This window comes from Levilactobacillus yonginensis, assembly GCF_003946265.1.
GTDB lineage: Bacteria > Bacillota > Bacilli > Lactobacillales > Lactobacillaceae > Levilactobacillus > Levilactobacillus yonginensis.
In genome coordinates this window covers 58596-78921 of record NZ_RHNO01000006.1, presented here as the reverse complement: position 1 = coordinate 78921, position 20326 = coordinate 58596, and the positions used below count along the sequence as shown (strand labels likewise).

At 48.5% G+C, this 20326-nt stretch carries 17 protein-coding genes; 8 read left to right on the top strand and 9 right to left on the bottom strand.

All coding sequences use genetic code 11. The features are described from left to right. A complete protein-coding gene (locus tag EKM87_RS04840; RefSeq protein WP_125682429.1) occupies window positions 1–624 on the top strand; it encodes a CBS domain-containing protein in 624 nt (207 codons plus the stop codon). Window positions 625–1420: 796 nt separating this feature from the next. Here the strand turns inward: EKM87_RS04840 and EKM87_RS04835 are convergent. After that, window positions 1421–3805, bottom strand: coding sequence for a phosphoketolase family protein (locus tag EKM87_RS04835; RefSeq protein WP_125682427.1), 2385 nt, complete (start codon window positions 3803–3805; stop codon window positions 1421–1423). A 313-nt stretch (window positions 3806–4118) separates the two neighbouring features. Continuing rightward, window positions 4119–4844: a GntR family transcriptional regulator gene (locus EKM87_RS04830; protein ID WP_125682425.1), complete on the bottom strand. Its 726-nt coding sequence runs from the start codon at window positions 4842–4844 to the stop codon at window positions 4119–4121. 153 nt (window positions 4845–4997) lie between these two features. Here EKM87_RS04830 and ybaK point away from each other — a divergent pair, with 153 nt between their 5' ends. From ybaK to EKM87_RS04815, 3 genes are all read left to right on the top strand, one after another. Continuing rightward, window positions 4998–5501, top strand: coding sequence for a Cys-tRNA(Pro) deacylase (gene ybaK, locus EKM87_RS04825; RefSeq protein ID WP_125682423.1), 504 nt, complete (start codon window positions 4998–5000; stop codon window positions 5499–5501). Continuing rightward, window positions 5473–6309 (top strand): hypothetical protein, encoded by an 837-nt coding sequence (locus EKM87_RS04820; protein ID WP_225428395.1) that lies wholly within the window; start codon window positions 5473–5475, stop codon window positions 6307–6309. Before ybaK ends, EKM87_RS04820 begins: the two co-directional genes overlap by 29 nt. A gap of 848 nt (window positions 6310–7157) precedes the next feature. Then, window positions 7158–7685, top strand: a complete 528-nt coding sequence (locus tag EKM87_RS04815; RefSeq protein ID WP_125682419.1) for a DUF3278 domain-containing protein — start codon at window positions 7158–7160, stop codon at window positions 7683–7685. A 274-nt stretch (window positions 7686–7959) separates the two neighbouring features. Here the strand turns inward: EKM87_RS04815 and EKM87_RS04810 are convergent, their stop codons facing one another. The 3 genes from EKM87_RS04810 to EKM87_RS04800 all read right to left on the bottom strand — a co-directional run bounded on the left by EKM87_RS04810 (window position 7960) and on the right by EKM87_RS04800 (window position 10763). Beyond that, on the bottom strand, window positions 7960–9369 hold the full coding sequence (locus EKM87_RS04810; protein ID WP_404819661.1) for an MFS transporter: 1410 nt from the start codon (window positions 9367–9369) through the stop codon (window positions 7960–7962). A gap of 102 nt (window positions 9370–9471) precedes the next feature. Continuing rightward, a complete protein-coding gene (locus EKM87_RS04805) occupies window positions 9472–10131 on the bottom strand; it encodes an HD domain-containing protein (protein ID WP_125682415.1) in 660 nt (219 codons plus the stop codon). Continuing rightward, window positions 10128–10763 (bottom strand): TetR/AcrR family transcriptional regulator, encoded by a 636-nt coding sequence (locus EKM87_RS04800; RefSeq protein ID WP_125682413.1) that lies wholly within the window; start codon window positions 10761–10763, stop codon window positions 10128–10130. Before EKM87_RS04800 ends, EKM87_RS04805 begins: the two co-directional genes overlap by 4 nt. A 173-nt stretch (window positions 10764–10936) precedes the next feature. Between EKM87_RS04800 and EKM87_RS04795 the strand changes: the two genes are divergently transcribed. The 3 genes from EKM87_RS04795 to EKM87_RS04785 all read left to right on the top strand — a co-directional run bounded on the left by EKM87_RS04795 (window position 10937) and on the right by EKM87_RS04785 (window position 14773). Beyond that, on the top strand, window positions 10937–11833 hold the full coding sequence (locus EKM87_RS04795) for an ABC transporter ATP-binding protein (RefSeq protein WP_125682411.1): 897 nt from the start codon (window positions 10937–10939) through the stop codon (window positions 11831–11833). 5 nt (window positions 11834–11838) lie between these two features. Further along, a complete protein-coding gene (locus tag EKM87_RS04790) occupies window positions 11839–13461 on the top strand; it encodes an ABC transporter permease (protein ID WP_125682409.1) in 1623 nt (540 codons plus the stop codon). A gap of 571 nt (window positions 13462–14032) precedes the next feature. Further along, complete coding sequence (locus EKM87_RS04785; protein ID WP_125682407.1) at window positions 14033–14773, top strand: hypothetical protein; 741 nt, start codon at window positions 14033–14035, stop codon at window positions 14771–14773. A 652-nt stretch (window positions 14774–15425) separates the two neighbouring features. On the opposite strand, the gene EKM87_RS04780 is transcribed toward EKM87_RS04785, so the two are convergent. The 3 genes from EKM87_RS04780 to EKM87_RS04770 all read right to left on the bottom strand — a co-directional run bounded on the left by EKM87_RS04780 (window position 15426) and on the right by EKM87_RS04770 (window position 18093). Further along, entirely contained in the window at window positions 15426–15923 is a 498-nt protein-coding gene (locus EKM87_RS04780) for a hypothetical protein (RefSeq protein WP_125682405.1), read from the bottom strand. Between the two features lie 310 nt (window positions 15924–16233). Continuing rightward, entirely contained in the window at window positions 16234–17421 is a 1188-nt protein-coding gene (locus EKM87_RS04775) for an acetate/propionate family kinase (protein WP_125682403.1), read from the bottom strand. A gap of 111 nt (window positions 17422–17532) precedes the next feature. Beyond that, a complete protein-coding gene (locus EKM87_RS04770) occupies window positions 17533–18093 on the bottom strand; it encodes a TetR/AcrR family transcriptional regulator (protein ID WP_125682401.1) in 561 nt (186 codons plus the stop codon). A gap of 259 nt (window positions 18094–18352) precedes the next feature. On the opposite strand from EKM87_RS04770, the gene EKM87_RS04765 reads away from it, so the two are divergent. Beyond that, on the top strand, window positions 18353–19747 hold the full coding sequence (locus tag EKM87_RS04765; protein ID WP_125682399.1) for a YhgE/Pip domain-containing protein: 1395 nt from the start codon (window positions 18353–18355) through the stop codon (window positions 19745–19747). 83 nt (window positions 19748–19830) lie between these two features. Here the strand turns inward: EKM87_RS04765 and EKM87_RS04760 are convergent, their stop codons facing one another. Continuing rightward, window positions 19831–20181 (bottom strand): aggregation-promoting factor C-terminal-like domain-containing protein, encoded by a 351-nt coding sequence (locus EKM87_RS04760; RefSeq protein WP_125682397.1) that lies wholly within the window; start codon window positions 20179–20181, stop codon window positions 19831–19833. Between the last annotated feature and the right edge of the window lie 145 nt (window positions 20182–20326).

The following is a 20326-nucleotide window of genomic DNA, read 5'->3' as shown; positions in this document are numbered from 1 at the left end:
ATGAGTGTAGCAGATTACATGACCCAACAATTAGTCGTCGTCAGTCCCCAAATGACCGTCAGCGGCGCAGTTGAATTAATGAAACAAAATCAGATTCACCGACTCCCCGTTATGGACGGAGAAACCATGGTCGGCCTGATTACTCAGGGCATCATTTCTCGGGCACTGCCCTCACAAGCAACCAGTCTTTCCGTTTACGAGACCAACTACCTCCTGACCAAGACCACCGTTGCCAGTATTATGGAAAAGAACGTCCAAACTATTCCGGCCGGCGCTCAACTAGAGGATGCCATCTACCAAATGCGAGAACATAAAATTAGCGTCCTGCCAGTGATGGCCAATGATCGCGTCGTTGGCATCATTACCAATAACGATATTTTGGACGCCTTCCTCAATATTTCCGGTTACGGTGAACCTGGTGTCATCAGTCGTATCCGCGTAGCCCACGACCATACGGGGGTCATCTTCAAGGTTGGCCAGGTCTTAGCCGACCACGACCTCAGCATTCAAACGTTAATGGTGGTCCGTGAAAATCAGGAACGGGTCATCGAACTTCACATCGCTAACGACCAGGCCGCTACCGTTAATCAGATCTTAGCGGAGGCTGGGTTTGACGTGGTTTAACCGCTAGTATTGATGTATGTTGACCGCCTCCAATCGTCAGGGGTGCCACCTGCTATGGGGACCGGGCCAAGCCACAGGTCGGTCTTGGCCCTCGACTTTCAGCCTTGGTCCTTCATCAAGTCTGAAAGCTCGTCCCGTGGCGTAGACTCGGAAAACCACCGAGTTAACGCCACCGACACAGCCGGTAACCCCCCTGACGATTTCCGGCTACATTGACCTTTCTAGACAAACTCCCTCTAACCACCTAACCACAACATCCACTATCTTCAGCAAGCTGATAACGCAAAAAGCTACCAATAAGTTCTTAACGAGTTGTTGGTAGCTTTTTTCGCTACGAATCATCCTTGATATTGCCGCGACGGCTGAGTCTATCATCATTTACATAGTCTTGGTAATCGTCGCTATTTTATACGGTATCACTAAAAATAGATAACGCTAAAGAAGTAACCTGTGCTTAAAAAACAAACTTCATTGGTGTCTCTGTCTGAAACCAACCCCGTCACCGGTGGTCAGGGACGGAGTCAGCTGTGTCGACGGTGTTGGCTGGCGATTTTAAGCCAACCTACAGCGTGGGACGAACTTGAAGCTCTGTTCGCACCTTGAACAGGGATTCAAGTCGAGCCGGAGGACCGCCCTTTGGCCGCAGGCGGTCCCCACAGCAGGCGTAGTCCCTGACCACCGGTGACCCATGACCACAAGCAGTGACACAACAAAAAAGACGCGCAAGAACGGCCCTTTCGAGCAATTCTTGCGCGTCTTATTTAAGTTTGCTTTTTAAACCACTGTAATCCGTAGATTACTTAAGTGGCTTCCATTGCCAGTCGTTAACTTCTGGTAAATCGGTCCCAACCTCACGGATGTAAGCATTGTGCTTAGCAACCATGTCGTCCATCCGCTGAGTGAAGTAAGCACCCTTGATAGCGTATGAATCGATGGCGTTAACGGCTTCCTTAGCCAAGTGGTAACGGTCCAAGTGGTTCAGGACACGCATATCAAATGGCGTGGTGATATCACCGTTTTCACGGTAACCGTGAACGTAAAGGTTGTGGTTCGTCCGGTCAAAGAAGAGATCCTTAACCAGGTCTTCGTAGCCGTGGAAGGCGAAGATGACAGGCTTGTCTGTCGTAAACAGACGGTCGAATTCATCATCGGAAATCCCACGAGGGTCCAACTTAGGTGAACGAAGCTTCAAGAGATCAACCACGTTGATGAAGCGAATCTTCATTTCAGGGAATTCGTCATGCAATAATGAAATTGCGGCTAATGATTCCCAAGTTGGTTCAGTACCAGCTGCAGCAAAGACGATATCAGGTTCTTGACCTTGGTCAGTAGAAGCCCAGTCAACGTAGCCCAACCCATTGTGAACCAGGTTAGTGGCTTCATCAATGGAGAACCATTGTGGACGTGGGTGCTTAGACGTCACGATCAAGTTGATCTTTTGACGGCTAGAGAAGGCCACGTCACCAACAGCTAACAAGGTGTTGGCATCGGCTGGCAAGTATTCACGAATGAATTCTGGCTTCTTTTCAGCCAAGTGGGTCAACATACCAGGATCTTGGTGGGTGTACCCGTTGTGGTCTTGCTGGAAGACAGTTGAGGTATCCACGAAGTTCAATGATGGATAGTCATGACGCCAGTCTTGTTCCGTAGCCTTACGCAACCACTTCATGTGTTGCGTCAACATGGAATCAACAACCCGCCCAAATGATTCGTAGGTGGCGAAGAAACCATGACGACCAGTCAGAACGTAACCTTCCAACCAACCTTCAGCTTGGTGTTCGGAAAGTTGTGAGTCAATGACCCGGCCTTCGTGAGCCATGTTTTCATCATTTGGTTCCTTGATGTTTTCCATCCATTGACGCTTACCGTAATCCAACATGCTGTAAAGGCGATTAGACTTGGATTCGTCAGGACCAAAAGCCCGGAAGTTTTCTGGGTTCAACTTCATGACATCAGCCAGATAATCAGACCAAACTAACATGTCTTGTGCGATGGTCTTCCCGTGTTCTGGGATGTCCAAAGCGTACTTCTTGTAGTCTGGCAACTTCAATGGTTCTGGCTTGATCCCACCATTAGTGATAGGGTTCATTGCCATCCGTTGATCGCCCTTAGGGGCCATGTCACGGACTTCTTCCTTAACGGAACCGTCTTCGTTGAATAATTCTTCTGGTTTGTAAGACTTCATCCAGTTGACCAACGTGTCAGCGTGTTCCATGTCGCCAGCGGCAACGGGAATTGGCACTTGATGCGCACGGAAGGAGCCTTCGATTGGGTTACCATCCAAATCAGCCTTGGGACCAGTCCAGCCCTTAGGTGAACGGAAGATAATCATTGGCCAGTTAGGCAATGAGTCATCGTTGTTTTCACGAGCATGCTTTTGAATGGACTTGATTTCAGGAATAACTTCGTCCATCGTCTTAGCCATGTCTTCGTGAACCCGCGTGAAGTCCTTTTCGTTTTCATCAATTTCAACGAAGTGAGGATCCCAGCCCATTCCTTCGAAGTACTTGGTCAAGTCTTCGTCGGACATCCGTGACAGGATGGTTGGGTTAGAAATCTTGAACCCGTTCATGTTGATGATAGGTAAAACGGCACCGTCTTTGATTGGGTTGATGAACTTGTCTGAGAACCATGAAGCGGCCAATGGGCCAGTTTCGGATTCCCCATCACCAATTTCAACTGCGGCAATGACGTCTGGGTTATCTAAGATAGCACCAGTCCCATGGGAAAGGCTGTAACCGAGTTCCCCACCTTCATGGATAGAACCTGGTGTTTCAGGGGCGGCATGAGATGCAACACCACCTGGGAAGGAGAATTGCTTGAATAAACGCTTCAAACCTTCTTCGTCTTGGGAAATGTTTGGATAAATTTCACTGTAGCTTCCATCAAGATATGAGTTAGAAACCATAACTTGGCCACCATGACCTGAACCTTCAATATAGAACATGTTCAAGTTGTACTTTAAGATTGCCCGGTTTAAGTGAGCATAAATAAAGTTTTGAGAAACGATTGTTCCCCAGTGACCAATTGGCTTAATCTTTACATCATCAGAGGTTAAGTCACGCTTCAATAATGGGTTGTCACGCAAAAATAATTGACCGACTGACAGGTAGTTCGCTGCACGCCAGTACTTGTCTACGCCTTCCAAGTATGCCTTGGAGTCGAAGTCTGTATTTGCCATGTAATTAACACTCCTTCTTTGAATTCGTAACTGCATAATCTAGTTGATAGAAAATGTGTAAAATTTATCTCGTATTGAATACCGGGATGTTTTTACAGCCTCTATCATAGCTTCTTTTTTTGAAAAGTCAACCTTTTAGAAAATTGGGTCGTATCAATTTATAAAAACACGGACCACAAGCAATTGCATCCATAAAAAAAGGATTTGAGATAAAAGTCTCAAACCCTTTAGCGTTCCGAACGTATATAGTTAAACCGTACGACAACCGGTAAATTTCTTTGCGGACAAACCACTTTCACAATCCACGGTCGCTTTATTCTTCTTCTAATGAAACAAAGGTGTTATAGTTCAAATACTGGTAATGCAACCGCATGTTAGAAAATTCAAACGGTGTGCCGTCATCCAGGAAGAACACACCCTCCATGATGCCGACGGGTTCCACCGGCTTCAGGTTTAGGAGTTCTTGATCTTCCGCCGTTGAGGGCTGGGCTTGAATCGACATGAAGGACTTAGTAACCACCTTACCCTGACTTTCAAGGTAGTTAAAGATGGAGTCCCCCACCGTTTTCTGGGATAGATTAGGCGCAATCTTGATGGGAATGTAGCCCGTTTCAATCATAAAGGGTTTGTCATCAAATAACCGCAGTCGTTTGATTTCGTAGACAAAGTCCCCGGCGTCCAAAAATAAATCTTGTTGGATTTCCTTACTAGCAGGCACCACGTCAAACTTTAACAACCGAATCCCTGGTGTATTCCCCGCTGACTTCATACTGTCGGTAATTCCTAAATTAGATCCTTCATATTGAAAAATCGATTGGTTTTTCATATATAATGGGTTAATGAAGGTTCCTGATCCCCGCTTCTTAAAGATGATCCCCTGGTTGGCCAAAACACTTAGGGCCCGCTTCACGGAGCTGCGGCTGACCCCATAGGCCTCGCTCAGACTCCGTTCATCCGGGAGCCGTTTGTTGGGAAATTCATTTTGATGAATGCGTTGCTTCAAGTCGCGCATTACTTGTCGATAGACTAAATCTGCCATGATATCTCCTCATAAACTCTTCAACTAGACAATTCTCTGTGTTAGAGTATAACAGGTTTTAGTGGCGGTGTCTTCTTTTCTTCAAAAACAACCGTTCCATTTATTTTTAAAGTGCGGTCCAATTATAAAGATTACTTTCGAAAGGTGAGTCCCATGGCTAAAAAGAAAAAGGGCAAACGTCTCCACAAGACGCTCGTCGAACAGATATTAGATAAGAATAAAATTACCTACAAGCAGTTTGAATTCGCCACCCATACCAAGGGGGACGTGGCCCAGTTAGACGTTGAACACGATAACGTCGATGAGCACCACATTTACAAAACTTTGGTTCTGAGTGGCCCTACCACTGGTCCCGTTGTCGGCGTTTTACCTATTGATGAACACCTCGATGAGAAGAAGCTGGCCAAGGCTTCTGGTAATAAAAAAGTCGACATGGTGCCTTTAAAAGACTTAGTTAAAACTACCGGCTACGAGCACGGTGCCAACACGCCCGTCGGAATTTGGGAAAAGAACCATTTCCCCATCTACTTCGACAACACGGCGCAAGCTCAGGGACAGATACTGGTTTCCTCTGGTCAGATTGGCCGGTCGGTGGAACTCGATGCCACAGAATTAGCAACGCTGGTTCATGGCACGTTCACCGACTTGCTGGAGTAAGGAAATGAATACGGATCTGACCGTGATTTTTAAAAATCTCGGCATCGTGGGACTAAACCTCCTAGTGATTCCCTTCATCTTCGTCACGTTGCTCACCTACCTCAACCGCGATACGAAAAAATTCTTAGCCAATGGTTTCGGCGTGAACAGCGAGCTCTACCTAGGATTCATTGGTATCTTCTTCCATGAACTCAGTCACCTGCTAACGGCCGTCTTATTTGGTCATCGCATCGATCGCGTCCGATTATTAAAGCGACCCCATCCAGATCGAGTTGGTGCCGATGGCCAGCCTGACCTGGCACTAGGCTACGTCAATCACACCTGGAATCAACGCAACTGGTACCAAACCATTGGCAATTTGTTTATCGGTATTGCCCCAATTTTCGGCTGTGCCGCAGTGTTGTTAGGCTTGACGGCCTTATTGATTCCCAGTATTTTCAACGGCATGTTGGCCCTAGTAGCCGACCCTTTCAACCTGAATTGGCAGGGCTTCTCACAGGCGCTGGGTGGCGATACCCACCCGTTCATTCGTTGGACGATTATGATTTTGCTATCGCTCAATATTAGTATTGGTGGCTTCGATCTAAGTGCCGCGGACTTTGCCAACTCCCGTATCGGGCTAATTGGCTTCATTGGCATCATCACGGCCGTAACCGTGATCCTCACCATGCTGAATCTGGCGGACGGTTTTTTAAAGGTCGTTGCGGCAGCAATTACCTTATTAGCGCTGGTTCTCGGCTACTCTCTGTTTGTCTCCTTCCTGACTAATCTACTAGTCCGCTTGGGTTTGCAGATTAAGGATCACTAGTCGTACCGGATAAATTTAAACTATGCTTCATAGGAAGCGGTATGACGGCAGTCATACCGCTTTTTTGAGTTACTAATTAAAGGTTAAAAGTTCAAAAAAAAAACGTTATCAAACCAAGAATAGTAAGGCGGTATAGACTTAAAATTAGTCTCACCCAGCCACCAGAGGCGGTCAGAGATTCCGCCTGCTGTGGGGAACGCCTGCGGCCTGAAAAGCGGTCCTGCGGCTCGGTTTGAAGTCTGGAAAAACCACCAGTCTCCAACCACTTCCCACGCTGTAAGCCGAGAATCGGCTAACACCGTCGACACAGCTGGCTCCACCTCTGACCCCCTCCGGTTAAACGGGTTCTAGGAACCGAGCTAGCTTAAGAACTTGCATGACAGCACTTACTCAATATTATTGGTGTGCCACTACGTAGCCGTAGAGTGAGCCAAATTTGGACTCAGCCGTGGGATTTTTAAGTGATTTTCTTAAAAATGGCGACTTGAAGACGTGCCTTTGCGGCTTCAAGCGAGGGGCAAGACCGCCCTTTGGCTTGTCCCGTCCTTCCCACCGCGTTCCGGTCCAAATTTGGCGAACGGTCAGGCGGCAATTTTCCACTATGTCTGACTAAGCTCCAACACCCAATCCTTGTTGAATCAGGCACAGTGGGTATTTCAGTACTTTCAACCTTTTGGATTACTAACCTGATAGTCCAACCATCTGTTTCACATGAAACATCTTCTCGAACAGTCAACGAACCAGCTAAGGGGTCCGCCTTGACTGACAATCCGTCCCCTCGCAGACTAGGGCTAATCAGCGACCTCATTCGCCCAGTTCACGGGTCGTTTCAAGGGAGGAATCATGCCATGCACAAGCAACGGGATTTTCGTGAGCAACTCATCAAGCGATTCTACGGCATCAACTGGGACCTGAGTGCTGAGCAGCGTCGGGCCCTTCATCAAATTATCTTCAATGCACTATTAATGTGTATTGGTTTTTTATTGGTAATCCCCGTGGTCGTGAGCATTTGGATTGCCCAACCGACCACGGCACTGCTCGTTTTCATTTACGCCGACATTATATTTATTTTCTACCTTCTGTTCTACCTGCGCTTCGCCGGTCGGAGCATAGAAATTCGATCGTCAGATCCGGCTGATGCCCCAGATAAGGTTAGTGCTCTAAAACTCGTTTTACGGGCAGCCATCGTGAGCGGAATAATGTATGGCGTGGCCACCTATTTTTTGTTTGCCATCACCGATGCCACGACTGATAAGGTGAGTGCGCTACGGGAGTTGATCAAATGGACCAGCCTCACTGGCCTATTCTGGCGGACGATTTTCTTTGGCTCGATGATGGGAATCGTTGATTTATGGCGGATTCGCAAGATTCATTAAACAGAGTGGCCCAGAAGGCAGTTAGGCAATGAACATTGACTAACCGCCTTCTGACGCACGTTTCAACCATATACGTTCAGAGCACAAAAGGGTGTGAGACGTTTGTCCCACACCCTACTTTTGAAATTATTCATCTGGAAGTTAAAAGTTCACAGCACCAGCGACTTTGAAGATACAGGTTAAGCGAGTGAGAAAACTGGCATACTTGAAGCGCCCCACAGCAGGCAGAATACCTGGCCACCAGAGTACTAATTTAGCAATGCCACTCTCCCGATTACTTATCAGTCCGTTGATACCGGAACACAATAAAGTAAAACCCAAAGTTAACCACACTGAGGATAAAGATCAGGCCAAATGCCAGCTGACTCCCAATTGCCGTTTCATGCGCGTAGGACATGCCCGATACCTTAACCGATGACATCAATGCTGCCAGAATCGTGGTCCCAAGTGATCCGGCAAACTGTTGACCAGTGTTGTAAATGGCGTTGGCATCCGCCCGTTGACTCACGTCGACTTCCTTTAAACCATTCGTCAACGTGTTACTGAAGGCCATCGACCGGCCAATACTGAAGATAATGTAGAGAACGGCAATCATAATCACACTAAGTCCCTGACCAAACAAGGTAAACATCAGCGCGGCAATCAAGAATAGGCAACTCCCCAGTAAAATTGGTAACCGGGCACCGTGCTCATCAAGTAAATGGCCAAACCAGGGTTGCAGGATCGCCGTAATCAGACTCCCGGGTAGGAGCATCATGCCCCCAATCAGTGATGTCGCGCCTACCACGATTTGGGCATAGTTAGGCAACGCAAAGTTGATTCCGATATTACAGAACTGCAGAATCACGTAGGCAAAGAAACTGTATGTGAAGACCGGATTCTTGAAGATTTCTAGCTTCAAGAGCTTACGCTCACTGCGTTTAGAAATCCAGATATACCCCAGGAGTGCCGCTACGGCCAATAAGACCCCACCTAAAAACTGCCAACTCACCAATCCGGCTGATGACAGACTGTTAACGCCCAGCGTAAAACTCACGAACGCCACGGCTAATAAGATAAATTGGCCCCAGTTGAAGCAAATTTTCTGCGTTGGTGCGTACTGTTTGATGGCTCCCATCCCCAGCAACAAGAGAATGATTTCTACCGGCATCGTTGACCAAAAGATCAGCCGCCAGTTGGCTAAATAAACCATCACCCCACCAAACGTCGGCCCACTTGCTGGTGCAATCATCAAAATCAAACCAGCCATGCCCATGTAAAATCCCAGTCGGGACCGTGGGACACTTTCAACCACGATGTTAAACATCAGGGGAATCGCCAAACCAGCACACCCTGCTTGAATCAAGCGACCAAGCAATAAAATAGGAAAATTAGTTGCGAGCGCACAAATTAAATCACCTAAAATAAACGCCAGCGCGGCGGTCACAAATAATTGTTTATTCGTAAAACGTTGCTTTAAAAACGCTGAGGTAATCATCAGTAACGCTACCATTAGTAGATAACCGGTGGTGATCCACTGCACGGTGTTCAGGGACACGTGCATCTGTTTCATCAGGGCTGGAAACGCCACGTTCATTGACGTTTCGACCAGGATGCCCAGGAAGGCCATCAGCGCAATCGCAAAGATGGCAATCAGGTTCTCCCGTGGCACCTTCTCTGGTTGAGTCGTTGTTTGCATTTTAATCTCTTCTCTCAAATTAGCATTACTCCCAATCATACGCACATTTTTACCAAAATGCATGGGTTAATTTCACTTAAACCGGTTTCAAATAAAAAACACGGTCGCCTAAGCTTCCGCATTCCATTCTGCCTTGTATTCGGCTAGAAAATCCAACATAACTTGCTGGCGGTGTTCAGCCAACTGCTTCGCTGCCGCCGTGTTCATCAAATCCTTCAGTGTGAGGAGTTTTTCGTAAAAATGATTGATGATAGTTTCATTATCTAAATTGCGATATTCGGCGTGCGTCATGGCCGTTCTGGGCTTCACCGCTGGATCATAAATCTTTTCCCCAAAGTGACCGCCAAAATAGATAGCCCGCGAAATACCGATGGCCCCAATGGCGTCTAGTCGGTCAGCATCTTGGACGATTTGGCCTTCCAAAGGTAACGGCTTAGCGGTCCCATCCAGGGTTTTGTGGTAGGACATGTTATCCATGATCAGAAAAATCGTGGTGATTTGCGCGGTGGAAAATCCTTGAGCCGTTAAAAATTGCGTGACTTCAGCGCTCGCCGCTTCAGTATCAGTCACCAATTTTTCGTCAATGACGTCGTGGAGGTAGGCGGCGGTCACCGTTTCCACGCGGTCAGCCTCAGGATACGACTGAATTAACCGATCGGCTAACCCTACGACCCGTTGAATGTGATCAAACCCGTGGCCCGTCTCGTCGTCCCCCATTTTAGATTTTGAAAATTCACGAACTGCTGCTAATACTGTTGCTGCTGTCATGCTTGATCCTCCTTGGATGGCTGTTCTGGTTTAGGTGGTACGGGGCCCCCAACGAGCCCGTAGAAAAAGAGATGCATCAACTGATCAACCAAGTGTTGATACTCGTCTGGCCCCACCTTAGCGCGACTAAAGAAATCGACGTACATATCTAGAAATAACATCAAGGCTTCATTGGAAATCTCTGGGTTAATACTCCCAGCGGCGCGCCCACGGGCGACCATGGCGTCCCAGAATTCTTTTTTTCCGGCCTCATAGGCGTCCTTGACCGCGTGACTACCTAAATTACCCTGCATTTCATCAATCACAAAACTGTAAAAATCCGGATTCAGACCGTCACTCATCGCGACCTTGGTCGTCATCATCCACTTAACGACTTCGGTAAAGGACATCTGCTGATTGTCAACAGTTTCCCGAAAGCTCGCATATCCCTGATTGATCAAGTCGATGACGACCTGATGTCCGAGTTCTAGTTTACTATCAAAGTACTTGTACAACGTGACTTGGGAAACACCCGCCTCGGCTGCTACCGCCTTGATGTGGGTCGGTTTATAGCCATCACGCATAAATAGTTTCATTCCCGCGGCCAAAATACTCTGACGTTGACGTTGCTTTCGTTCCTGATTTGTCGCCATATTCCGTCGCCACCTTCGCTAAACTCTCTTCGTTTATTTTATCATAACGCATTCCACCAGCGTTTTTAATTTTAGTGAACTATTTTGTTAAAATAGTTCACTTTTTCATTGACTTTGGGTATCCCCGGGCTTACGATGATAGCGATTTAAAAACTGCGAGGAGGGGATTTTTTATGACAACTAATCCTGTACTTCAAATCACCCATCTACAAAAAAAATTCGGCCATTTTCAGGCCCTAAAAGATATTACGTTTGACGTCCATCCCGGCGAAGTCTTCGGCTTTATTGGCCCCAATGGCGCGGGGAAATCCACGACGATTCGCGTCCTCCTGGGCATCATCCGGGCCAGCGGCGGAAGTGCCAGTATCTTCGGTCAAAACGTTTGGCACGACAGCGTCAAGATTCATCAACGCCTGGCCTACGTTCCCGGCGACGTTTACCTGTGGCCGAATTTAACTGGTGGCGAAATCATCGACCTCCTACTCAAGATGAACGGAACGGCCCACTCCGAAAAAACCGACGAACTTATTAAACGTTTCGGCCTCGATCCCACCAAGAAGGCCCGCACTTATTCAAAGGGAAATCGCCAAAAAGTGGCACTCATTGCAGCCTTTTCCCAGGACGCAGATTTCTATATCTTTGACGAACCGACGTCCGGACTCGATCCCCTGAACGAACGCATCTTCCAGGAAGCGGTTCTGGACTTAAAGGCGCGTGGCAAAGCCGTCCTTTTATCCAGCCACATCCTATCAGAGGTTGAACGCATGTGTGACCGCATCGGCATCATCCGTGAAGGCCAGATTATCGAGACCGGCAGCTTAGCCGAGATGCGCCACCTGACGCGAACCATGATCACCGTGACGTTGGGCGATGACTTTGACGTCACCACGTTAGCAGGCGTCCATGGTGTAACTGCTGGTCACCAACCTCAAGAATGGCAATTTGCGGTAGAAGATGCCCAACTAAAAGCCGTTATGGCTACGCTAGCGCAACACGAAATCGTGGCTTTACAAAGCACGCCACCCACGCTGGAAGACCTCTTTATGCACTACTACACGGGAAAGGAGTGACCACGATGTCTCGTTATGGACGTACTGGCCAACTGGTTCGGTTAAACTTACGCCGGGACCGGTTTCGCATTCTCATGTGGATTCTTATTCTGGCCGCGCTAATGGCCAGCGTTGCCTGGAAATTTGAAGGCATCTACGGCACTCCTACTGAAATCAACGCTATCAAAGGGACGTTGGCTAGCCCCGGTATCGTTGCCATGTTTGGCGCCTTTTCCTTTAGTGGCAAAGTCACCACGGCCGAGATTTTTGCCAATGAGATGCTCCTGTTCATGGGACTGATTCAGGTCGTAATGAACCTCGCACTGAGTGTCCACGCAACGCGGGCTGAAGAAGATTTAGGCATTACGGAGCTCGTACGAGCACACGCGGTGGGAACGTTAGCCCCACTGTCAGCCGCGGCCATTGAGCTCGTCTTAGTCAACGGTCTGTTGGGACTTCTTTACGGTGCCGGATTGACCGCCGCAAACATGCCCGGCGCCACCACCCAAGGTAATTGGTTGATCGGTATCGGATTAGCGGCCACCGGTCTGCTATTTGGCATGCTAGGCCTCATAACCGCCCAGGTCGCTGACCACTCCTCGAGTGCCACTGGCCTCGCTTACACGTTGTTTGGCCTGAGCTACCTAGCCCGGATGGTCACCGACGTCCAGCACCCCAAGCTGACGTGGTGGTCACCACTGGGGTGGGTGGAAAAATTAGCCCCCTACAATGACCCTACCTGGCAGCCTGTCTGGTTGAGTTTAGGACTGGCGTTCATCCTTTTAGCCATTGCCTTCTGGGCCAATAGTCACCGGGACCTGGGGGCTGGTGCCATCACGACCCGTCCCGGCCGCAAACAAGCCTCCGTTTTCTTACGCGGTCCCATTTCTCTGATTTGGCGGCGGCAACGTAACGTACTGATTGGTTGGCTGGTTGGCATCATCATCTTTGGTGCAGCCTACGGGACGGTCTTCAACACCATTGGCGACATCCTGAAGACCAATCCGACCATGCAACAGGTCTTTGGTGCCACCATGGTCCACGAGGCCAACCACAGCATCCTAGTGAGCTTTACTGCCCTGTTGGCCGTGGTGATGGCCGCCGTTTCCGTTATTCCTGGCATGCAATTGATTTTAAAATTGCACACCGATGAGACCCGCGGTTGGCTAGAAGCCCTCTACGCACGACCATTGAGTCGTACCCGCCTACTATTCAGTTACGTAGGTACGGCCTTTGTCACCAGCACGCTGGCCTACATGGGCGGCCTAGCAGGTATTGTTGTCATGGGTGACGCCAGCCTGACGCACATTAAAGACGGCATTAGTGCGTCAGAATTTTGGCAAGCCGTAGCTGCCCAACTCCCTGAAATCTGGGTATTTCTCGCGTTGAGTGTGTTACTCGTTGGCTGCTGGCCGCGTCTGAAATCACTGAGTTGGGCGTACCTTGCACTGGGCTTCGTGAGCGTCTACATGGGCAGTCTTCTGAAGCTTCCTGGCTGGGTCAAAAACCTGACACCGGCCGGTTGGATGCCACGAGTCCCAATTCACGACGTTAACTGGACCACATTTAGTTGGATGATTGGGTTGGCGCTAGCACTGGTTCTAATCGGTTGGTTCGGCTACCGGCGGCGTGATTTACACATGAGTTAATTGCCCGCCTATGGAGAGAAACAGCTCTAATTGTCCGCCTACGGCAGCCAGGGGACGGGACCCGCTGTGGGGTCGGTTCCAACCCCCAACCCGGGTTTCCACCTCGACTTGAAGCTACGAAAGCCCCGTATCTCCAAGCTCGACCCGCGCTGTAGGCCGGGAAAATACCCCGACCAACACCGCCGACACTGCGGGTCCCGTTCCCTGACTACCTGCGGCTACACTGTAATCTATGCAAACATTCAATCAGAATTAAATCATTTAAAATAGTGAACGTGAAGTGGTGATGTTGCCGGAATACTGGCGATATCACCACTTTTTTGATTATAAATCCACGTAGTCGTTGATGAATTAGATAATATAAATATTTATTGCCCCGGATATACCTTTGTACTTAGAACAGTTACCGATTTAATATGACGTTCTAGACTTCTTCAGCTCGTTCAATTATTGAATCGCAAGGCCTTACAAATACTGTTATATCAACGTTTATATATAGACTGTCCGACCGAATTTAGCCTAGTAATCTGCCGAATTAGTCGTAATATCAAGAGCAAAAGGAGGTTCCTTCATGAAACCATCAGCCAGCTTACTGCTCATCGGTACCACCCTAGCCACCATGCTCCTGGTCCCTGCCAACGTTCAGGCATCTGAATACTCTGCCGCTCGCGCCAATTCGGTCCGTTTGGTCTGGCGTCATTCTATGCATCAACACCTCTACCATACTCACCGCGGCTCCCGTTACTCTAAGCATCTGGGCGTCCGTTATGGTCGCAACACGGAGGACATCACGTGGATCACAAACGCTCACGAAAAACTTTACGACAAACGCACCCACAAAGCCGCTATTTACTACCACGTAAATAGTTTTGATGGTCGCCACGGTGGTTGGATCTGGCGCGGGTATTTAACCCCTGGTGGTGCCACCGTTAAACCGAGCCCCACCGACAAGCCGTCCGTCGACCTCAACCAGGAACAGGGACAACGATTTGACAATACTATTCGTAGTCTCTTTCCTGGAACTGTCAGCGACACTACCCTGAGCAACCAGGCTAGTGCCGCCATCAACCCCTCTGACGGGGAACGTTCTCCCAAAGTACCGGCAGGACAGGTCTACATTCGCCTCTACAACCAAGTGACACAACCAACCGCCCAGAGTTACCGTGAGGCCCTAATCACTGCTGGCTACCCCGCTGCCAAATTGGCTACCTTTAAGGGGTGGCACATTGGCGTCGCCACCCAGACTGACCAAGAATTTGGCGAGGGCGTCAACTTTGGTGACGCAGCCATCTACTTAGCGCCACAACACTAAGCCAAATCAAAAATTGTGTGCAACTAATACGTGTGCAATACATTTACCCTTGGGAGATAAAAGACATGTGTGAAAAGTACGACATGGACGGGGGCGGTTGCACAAGCATCACTATTTCCGGACTTCTGCGCTATTTTTTGATTTCATGCCTCATTTCATTATTACTTGGCTAATAAAAATTAGTCCATTAATCTACCATCAAGATTACTGAACTAGTCACATATTTTAACCATTTCAATAACCACCCGATTACCACCTCAGACCAGTGACGGTCCAATTAGTACGGCGTAATAATCCTCGCAATTTTCTCAAGCTTCCAGTATGCTATTTTATGTTGGCTCCCCCAGCCTTCTAAAAAGCACCTAAAAACCGCGTCATCCCCGGCTAGAACCAGGAGATGACGCGGTTAATTTATGATTTGCTGTTCGAGCAAGGGGCTATCATACCATACAAAATCTACTCACTTTAATTTGTGGTCAGCAATCAAAGCCGAGAGGTCGCAGCAGATGGGCTCAGGCGCCTCGTTATTCTTAGTGCCAGTGGTTTTCTGGCAGTTAGAATAAGACCAAGTTTTAAGACTCACGGGCTTGGTGAGGCTTAAAATTGTGTCGGCACCGTTCCAGCCCATCTGCTGTGACCGGTAAGGCGCCAACTACTGAATCACAACATCGTAGTGGTTGCCAGTGATGGCCGTCCCGCGGTCATGCACGACACCCATCCCTAACGGCGTCATAATCTTCGTCCCAAAAGCCACGTTGGCTGGAGCGGCCACGACCCGGTAACCATTAGGATCCAGGCCGTTGGCACTGATCTTTGTGCCATCAGCGGTCAAACTCCCGGAATAGTACGTCCACTTATTTCCGTTGAGGTAAACGACGCCCTGACTTTCAAATTGGGCAACCGTAATGGTGGCGCCACTTGCCTGGGTCGTCGTGGCACTGGCAGTGGTCGTCTTGATGTTGCCCGTACTCTTAGTAGCTGAGGTGTATGCCCCATAGGTTGAAGTTTGTGGTTGGTAGTGATAACGTTGTGCGCTCCGTGGTGCCTGCGAATGAAGGGTGCTGGCATTTGCGGTCACACTGGAGGCGCCGATACCTGCGGCTAAAACGGCGGCGGTACTTAACGTGGTGATAATTACTTTCTTAATCATCAATGTGTTCCTCCCTTTCGATTACCCATAGCTTACTGCCACAATATCTCAAACCCGTGATTGCCACGTTACCGATTGATTAAGCGAACGTAAATTTCATGACAATTTGTCACGGCCTTTACCAAAATGACATAGTGTTCAAGAAAGGGTTAATGGTCCACTTAAGCTACCCTTAACACCGTTATGATACGGTATTATTGGGGGATTTATGCGACGCCACCCTGTGCCCGCTAAACGAAAAAAGCAGTCTGACCAAGCTAACTTGGTAGACTGCTTTTCACCTATAATCATACGCAATTAAACCTGCGTCCTATTTGGTCAGACGTTCAACGTCTCGCACGATCATTAATTCTTCATTCGTTGGTACAACTAACGTCTTGATGTGACTGCCATCAGGACTCACAATGTGTTCTTCCCCACGGAAATCGTTCTTGGCTGGGTCGATGGCAATGCCAAAGTAGCTCAGCTTATCGGCAACCGCTTGGCGCATCTCAACACCATTTTCACCAGAACCCGCCGTGAAGACGATGGCATCCAAACCACCTAGTTCAGCAATGTAGCTCCCCACGTAGCGAACAACGCGGTCAACAAACATCTGCAGGGCCAACTTAGACTTTGGCCGTTCATCCTGGGTCTGTTCCAGGTCCCGTTGGTCGGGTGAAAGTTCTGAAATACCAAGTAACCCAGACTTATTGTTTAAAACATCGATCATCTCTGGCATCGTCTTGTGGAGCTTTTCAGCCAGGAAGGCGACCAATGAAGCGTCAATGTCCCCAGAACGGGTCCCCATCATGACCCCTGCGAGCGGCGTGAAGCCCATCGAGGTATCGATAGCGTGACCGTGGTCAAAGGCCGTGACGGACGAACCAGAGCCCAAATGCAGCGTGATCAACTTGAGTTCCTCTAGCGGTTTGCCCAGCAATTCGGCCGTACGGTGAGCCACGTAACGGTGACTGGTTCCGTGAGCGCCGTACTTTCTGGCACCAAATTTTTCATAGTATTCGTAAGGAATGCTGTACATATAGTTAACTGCAGGCATGTCAGCGTACAGTGACGTGTCAAAGACAGCGACCTGCTTGGCTTCTGGCAGTAACTTTTGGAAGACTTCCACGTAGTACGCTTGCACGGGATTGTGAAGGGGTGCGTAGTCTTTCAGTTCCTTGATCTGTTTGAGTACGATTGGCGTAATGACAGCGGAGTCCTTGAAGACTTCCCCACCAGCAACGATTCGGTGACCCACCCCAGTGATTTCGCTAAGGTGTTTCACGATACCGTAGGACTTCAACCGCGTCAGCACCATTGCTGCTGCGAGTTCATTCGTAATGTTATCCTGCGTATCGGTAATCTTTTTACCGTCCGCTAATTTCACTTTAAAAATGGAACCGGGTAAGTTCAAACGGTCAACCAGACCCGATGCGATAACTTTTTCTTCGGGCATGGAAAAGAGTTTCCACTTCAGTGTTGAACTACCTGCGTTAATTGCTAATGTTTTTGCCATGATACTCCTCCCAATCGTTTTTTTCTCGGTTACCTCCTAGTCTAAAGAATTTTGTAACCGTTTTCAAGAAAGAATTCTCGTTTTAGTGAAAAACTGGTCCATTCTTTGCACTTACTCGGTTAATAACTGCTGCGGTGAAAGGGTCCGCGACTGCACAAAGATTGTGTAGGCGGCCCGTGGAGCTAATACTTCTGGTCGCGTTAACCAAAAAATAATGAAATCCAAGATTCCCTGCGATATGAGTTCCTGAGCAAAGTCAGTTGGCATCTCCTTAGTCAGTGGGACCCCAACGACCTGATTGATAACCGCTTTTGTCTGAGTCATGAGGCTAGAAGCGGGGCTTTGAAGCAGGGTGATCAATAGCGCACGCTGCCGATAGGCGTACTGAAAGAATTGCCAGAAGGCATCCCGCGTTGGTGACGTATCCGTTACCCGTACTGGCTTGGTGTAACGCTGAAAGATCTCAGTAACCTGCTGAACTAGTTCCCCCTCATAGTGTGCCAACAGATCAAACTTATCCAAGTAGTGTAAATAAAACGTTCCGCGATTAATACCTGCAATCCGAGTAAGTTTCTGAACCGTCAACCGGTCAAAGCCCTCCTGCGCCATTAATTTAATAAAAGCGCGTTGCAATCTAGCTTCCGTCATCAATACCTGCGTATTACTTTCCATAGCCATCCCCCCAAATAATCGGTCACTGAACTTTCTGCCCCAATTAAATCATCTTTTCCTACCACCAAGCAATCAACAACGTGATCATTTCTGTTGCTAGTTATGTCACTAATCATATGCGATGAAACCAGAATCTAGGCTATTTATCTTGCCCTAACACCAAACATCTCTCACTAAATTGTTGATTGCTTCCCTCAGTTTCAATGCGTATTCTGTAGACGGTCAATCAACCAAGTGTTTATTTGAAAGGTGTGATTTGATGTTCAAAAGTGAATGGCAATTTCTTTGTCAACATAAGAAAACGTTCGTCGTCCTGTTTATGATTGCCTTGATTCCCGCAATCTATTGTTTCCTGTACCTCTCCTCCATGTGGAACACGTACGGCCACACAGACGACCTCCCCGTTGCCGTCGTTAACCACGACCATCCCGTTACCTTCCACAACCATCACATTGCCATTGGCCAATCCCTGACGCATAACTTGAAAACCTCAACTTCCCTAGACTTTCATAAACTGAGCGATACCACTGCCAATCATCAGTTACGTCAAGGGAAAATCTATCTAATTGTCACCATCCCTCATAACTTCTCACAGAATGCGACAACTCTTCTGACTAAAACTCCTCAAAGACTACGCCTTCACTATCAGATCAATTCCGGTGCTAACTTCATCGTCTCTAAAATGACGACCGGTGTGGCGAACACAATTACAGCTAAGGTCAGCCATAGCGTCACTCAACTGGAATCAACTACCCTTCTACAAGCGCTACGGGGAAGTACGACCGGCATGAGCCGTGTCGCTGCTGGTAACACCCAGTTAACCAGTGGCACTCAGCGACTCTTAAATGGCAATCAACAACTGCAAACTTCTACAACGCCGATTCACAATCCAGCACTATCTGCAGGACTCACTGCCTCAATGACCGGCCTACTGCGTCTAGAGCAAGGCAATGCAGAGCTGAGTGACGCTCTCACTACCGGCAGTGGTCGACTGGCCGGTATTCAAACTGGACCGGCCAACGCCACTGCCATTACCCAACCAATCGTCGCGCAGACACATGACGTGGCCAGCGTTCCAAACAATGGGACCGGTATGGCCCCCTTTGCTATTGCCATTGGCCTCTACGTTGGTGGGATTGCCCTAGGGACCATGTACGACGGTCACCGAACTTATGAACGACCCCAGTCGGCCCTGAACTGGTGGGGCAGCAAAGCCTTGCTAATCGGCGGGGTTGCTATTCTACAGAGTGGTATTCTCGCTAGCACGTTGGCTCTTGCCAATCACCTTGCCGCCCGTTCGCAGGTTGAATTACTGGCAGCGATTTTTCTCGGATCACTGCTATTTCTCTCCCTCATCTTCTGCCTGCGACTCTTACTAGGCGGTTTTGGCACTTGGCTCATCTCCATCGTGCTCGTCTTCCAGTTAGCCAGCTCCGGTGGCCTCTACCCCCTGCCGCTAGTTAGCCCTTTGGCCAGACTAGTGAATCCTTGGCTACCCATGACCTACTTGATTCAAGTTCTCCGTTCGGCAATCTCCACCAATGTAAGTCTTCCCGGGGCTTGGCTGATGATGATTGCCATGACTGTGGGTTTCAACTTATTGATCATCCTTCGCTTTCATTTAGACTTAAAACAGAATCAACTTGCTGATTGACCGCCTGACTTTTCCCACCCAAACACAAAAAATCCCCACTAGCCAACCGACTAGTAGGGATTTTATTTCAGTTAAGTTTTAAGTTAGAACCAGCCGTAGCCTAACCAGTGACGCTTGGCTTTCGTCCACGAGCCGTAACGGTTGTGCGCGTACTTGTCAGCGGTCTTTTCTTGGTTAGTCTTGCTGTAGTCCCCACGTAACATGGAAATCGTTAATTGGTACTTCCCGTAGTAACGACCATTACGGGCGCGGTAATTACCGCCAGATTCCTTCATAGCGATCCAGGCCTTAGCCTTCTGTTCCTTCTTGGATAACGTGGAAACATAAGTTGTGCTGGCTTCTGCTGTCGTTGCTGGAGTCACAACGGATGTGACGCTAGGAACGGCCAACGTAAGAACCATCACGATGACCATGAAAAATGATTTTAATTTCAAAGATTTTCCCTCCTAGCGAATTTGTTAAGTTTAGCATAACGTTTAAACGTTACAGCCAGATTGTCCGAATGTTACAAAACCGTAACGGCCAACCCCATTTTTTGCAGTCTGGTGTAACATTCATCGTCAAAATGCCGAAATAGCG